Source organism: Frankia sp. CcCS3 (assembly GCF_977927575.1).
Genome location: NZ_CDWRCL010000301.1, coordinates 1 through 3,836 on the forward strand (window position 1 = coordinate 1; position 3,836 = coordinate 3,836).

At 72.1% G+C, this 3,836-nt stretch carries 3 protein-coding genes and 2 pseudogenes; all 5 read left to right on the plus strand.

What is annotated here, in order from left to right; genetic code table 11:
- Window positions 1-23 precede the first annotated feature (23 nt).
- Window positions 24-284, plus strand: coding sequence for an urease subunit gamma (locus AC08OQ_RS18255; RefSeq protein WP_476612242.1), 261 nt, complete (start codon window positions 24-26; stop codon window positions 282-284).
- On the plus strand, window positions 281-661 hold the full coding sequence (locus AC08OQ_RS18260) for an urease subunit beta (RefSeq protein ID WP_462188506.1): 381 nt from the start codon (window positions 281-283) through the stop codon (window positions 659-661). The genes AC08OQ_RS18255 and AC08OQ_RS18260 overlap by 4 nt, the downstream gene beginning before the upstream one ends.
- The gene (locus tag AC08OQ_RS18265) at window positions 658-2,385 is read left to right on the plus strand and encodes an urease subunit alpha (protein ID WP_476605821.1); all 1,728 of its coding nucleotides are present in this window, start codon (window positions 658-660) and stop codon (window positions 2,383-2,385) included. Before AC08OQ_RS18260 ends, AC08OQ_RS18265 begins: the two co-directional genes overlap by 4 nt.
- Window positions 2,386-2,963: 578 nt before the next feature.
- Window positions 2,964-3,597, plus strand: a pseudogene (locus AC08OQ_RS18270) (urease accessory protein UreF).
- 31 nt (window positions 3,598-3,628) lie between these two features.
- Window positions 3,629-3,836 (plus strand): annotated as a pseudogene (locus AC08OQ_RS18275) (urease accessory protein UreD); the annotation flags it as partial.

The following is a 3,836-nucleotide window of genomic DNA, read 5'->3' on the forward strand; positions in this document are numbered from 1 at the left end:
GCTTAACTTCGAAGAGCCTCCATGTGGCGGCCGGGCTCGCCCGTGAACGGCGAGCCCGTGGGCTGCGGCTGAACCATCCCGAAGCGACCGCAATCATCACCTCGTTCCTGCTGGAGGGCGCGCGGGACGGTCGCAGCGCCGCGGACCTGATGAGCGCCGGGCGAACCGTGCTCACCCGGGATGACGTCATGGAGGGCGTGCCGGAAATGCTCGGCGAGGTGCAGGTCGAAGCCACCTTCCCGGACGGCACCAAGCTGGTCACCGTCCACCGGCCGATCCCGTGATCCCCGGGGAGATCCTGACCGGCGACGATCCCGTCGAGATCAACGCCGGACGCCCGGTACGCACGGTGCTGGTCCGTAACACGGGCGACCGGCCGGTGCAGGTCGGCTCGCACTACCACTTCGCCGCGGCGAACCCCGCTCTCGACTTCGACCGGGCGAGTGCCTGGGGCCACCGGCTCGCGGTGCCCGCCGGCACCGCGGTCCGCTTCGAGCCCGGCGTGGAACGCGAGATCGAGCTGGTGCCGCTGGCCGGCACCCGGGTCGTGCCGGGCCTGCGGCCGGAATCGGCCGGCCCGTTGGACGCCGCGAGCGGCACCCGGATTGCGGACACCGCGACGATCGAGGACATACCGGGCTTTCAGGGAGAGGGTTCGTGAGCCGACTCGACCGCCCCCGCTACGCGGCGCTGTACGGCCCCACGGCCGGCGACCGTATCCGGCTCGCGGACACCGACCTGTTCATCGAGGTGACAGAGGACCGCAGCCGCGGGCCGGCGGGCACCGGGACCGGCGACGAGGCCGTCTTCGGGGGTAGCAAGGTCATCCGTGAGTCGATGGGACAGTCCCTGGCGACCCGCGCCGAGGGTGCGCCCGACCTCGTCATCACCGGTGCCGTCGTTCTCGACCACTGGGGTGTGGTCAAGGCCGACGTCGGGATCCGCGACGGCCGGATCGTCGCGCTGGGTAAGGCCGGCAACCCGGACACGATGGACGGCGTCCATCCCGACCTGGTGATCGGGCCCGGCACCGAGATCATCGCCGGTAACGGAAAGATCCTCACCGCCGGCGCGGTGGACTGCCACGTCCATCTGATCTGCCCACAGCAGGTTCCGGAGGCGCTGGGCGCCGGCATCACCACGCTGATCGGCGGCGGCACCGGCCCGGCCGAGGGCACGAAGGCGACGACGGTGACGCCCGGATCCTGGAACCTGACGCGGATGCTGTCCGCGCTGGACGACTGGCCGGTCAACGTCGTCCTGCTCGGCAAGGGCAACACGGTCAGCGACGAGTCGATGTGGGAACAGCTGCGCGCCGGGGCGGCCGGCTTCAAGCTGCACGAGGACTGGGGGACGACGCCGGCCGCGATCGACGCCTGCCTGCGGGTCGCCGACGCCGCCGGCGTCCAGGTTGCGCTGCACTCCGACACCCTGAACGAGGCCGGCTTCGTCGAGGACACGCTGGCCGCCATCGCCGGCCGGGCGATCCATGCTTACCACACCGAGGGGGCCGGCGGCGGGCACGCCCCGGACATCATCACGGTCGCGGCCGCCGGCAACGTGCTGCCGTCATCGACGAATCCGACCCGCCCGCACACCGTCAACACCCTCGACGAGCACCTCGACATGCTGATGGTCTGTCACCATCTCAACCCCAGCGTGCCCGAGGACCTGGCCTTCGCCGAGAGCCGGATCCGGCCGTCGACGATCGCCGCCGAGGACATCCTGCACGACCTGGGCGCGATCTCGATGATCGGTTCGGACTCGCAGGCGATGGGCCGGATCGGCGAGGTCGTCCTGCGTACCTGGCAGACCGCGCATGTGATGAAGCTCCGGCGCGGGTCCCTGGCCGGCGACGATCGGGCCGACAACGCCCGGGCCCGGCGCTACATCGCCAAGTACACGATCTGCCCGGCGGTGGCGCACGGCCTGGACGCAGAGATCGGCTCGGTGGAGCCCGGCAAGCTCGCCGACCTGGTGCTGTACGATCCAGCGTTCTTCGGGGTGCGGCCGTCACTGGTCCTCAAGGGCGGGTTCATCGCCTGGGCCGCGATGGGCGATGCGAACGCCTCCATCCCGACCCCGCAGCCGGTGCTGCCCCGACCGATGTGGGGAGCCGCCCGTGGTCCGGCCGCCGCGTCGTCGTTGGCCTTCGTCGCCCCGGCGGCGATCGAGGACGGGCTGCCTGGACGGCTGGGGCTCGCCACCCCGGTGGTGCCGGTCGCGGATGTGCGCCGCCGCGGCAAGGCGGATCTTCCCGAGAACACCGCGACACCGGACATCCGGGTGGACCCGGACACGTTCACCGTCACGGTGGACGGTGAGGCGATCGAGGCGGATCCGGTGAGCGAACTCCCGATGGCCCATCGCTACTTCCTGTTCTGACAGCGGCTGTCCTTATGATCGCTCCTGCTGTGGGATCCGGAGCGTTCGCACTCCCACTCGTGGTCGTCGTTGTCCCATTCGGCGTAGTAGCCGGCCTGGCAGCGGGGCTTGGGCGGCCGGTCCTGGCCGCAGGAGGTCAGAACGGGAGACAGTGCGACCGCCACCAGCGTCACACCGGTCACGCGGGCGCGTAGGCGTCCGCGTCTCGACCGTGATCCAGACCATGATCCAGGCATCTCCCACCTCTTTCGGGATCCGCTTTCGGGGTCCGCCGAAGGGCTCCCGCGGAACGGGATGCCATCGCCGGCCTTGCTCGCATGATTCGGCGCTCGCGTGATCCGGCATCGACCGCCGGCGGCGAACTCTTCCACACCCGGGTGGGCAGCATGACGGACTTGTCGTCCGAACGACGGATGGACTTCGACCACACGACACCCGGTCATGACGGCGGAGCCTCGTGTGACAGCGATATCGCAGGTGAGGGCGATATCGCACGGGACGGCGGGACCGGGGACGAGGCTGGTCCGACCGGGCGATCCGGACGGCGGGCGACGCTGCTGGTCCTCGCGGACGGCCGGATGCCCACGGGAGGTCACGCCCACTCGGGCGGTGTCGAAGCCGCGGTGACGGACGGGAGTCTGGCAAACCTGGCCGACCTGGCGGCGTTCCTCGTCGGACGGCTCACCACGACCGGCCTGGTCGCCGCGGCCTTCGCGGCCGCGGCCTGCCGGGCCGACACGCAGCCAGGTCCCACGACGCGGGCGCCACGCGCCGACCACGTCCCCGCCGCATCCGTCACCCCGGCCGCCCTCCCCCGCTCAACGCGATGCGAGCCGGGCTCAGGGGCGCACGCTGCTGCGAGCGGGCCGGGCCGCCTGGCCGGTGCCGCCCGCTCCACGTGCACCGCACCACCCGATCGCACTAGGCATGGTCGCCGCGGGCGCGGGTCTGCGTCCCTCGGACGCCGCTCTGGTCGCCGCCCACACCACGGTCACTGGACCCGCGACCGCCGCGACCCGCCTGATGGGGCTGGACCCCCTAGCCGTCACCGCCGTGCTCGCCCGGCTCGCCGACGAGGTCGAGGCGATCGCGCTGGCCGGTGCGGAGGCTTCCCGACGCCCGCCCCGGCTGCTTCCCGCTGTCACCGGCATCCGCCTCGATCTCCTGGCCGAACGGCACCGCACCACGGCGCTGCGGATGTTCACGTCCTGACCGGTGCCCGCCGGCTGGCACCATGGCAGCCATGAGACGGGGGGTCATCCTGGGCGGGGTCGCGGCCGGGCCGGAGGGCCCTCTCGTCACGGCCGCCCGAACGGGCCGCACGGCCGTGCGGGCACGGGCCGTCATCCGGGTCGAACCGGCTCCGGACGGCACGGCGAGGCTCACCGAGTTGCGCTCCGACGTGCCGGTCGTCCTGCGCCAGACCGGAGCATCCCCTGGTCGACCTAGGG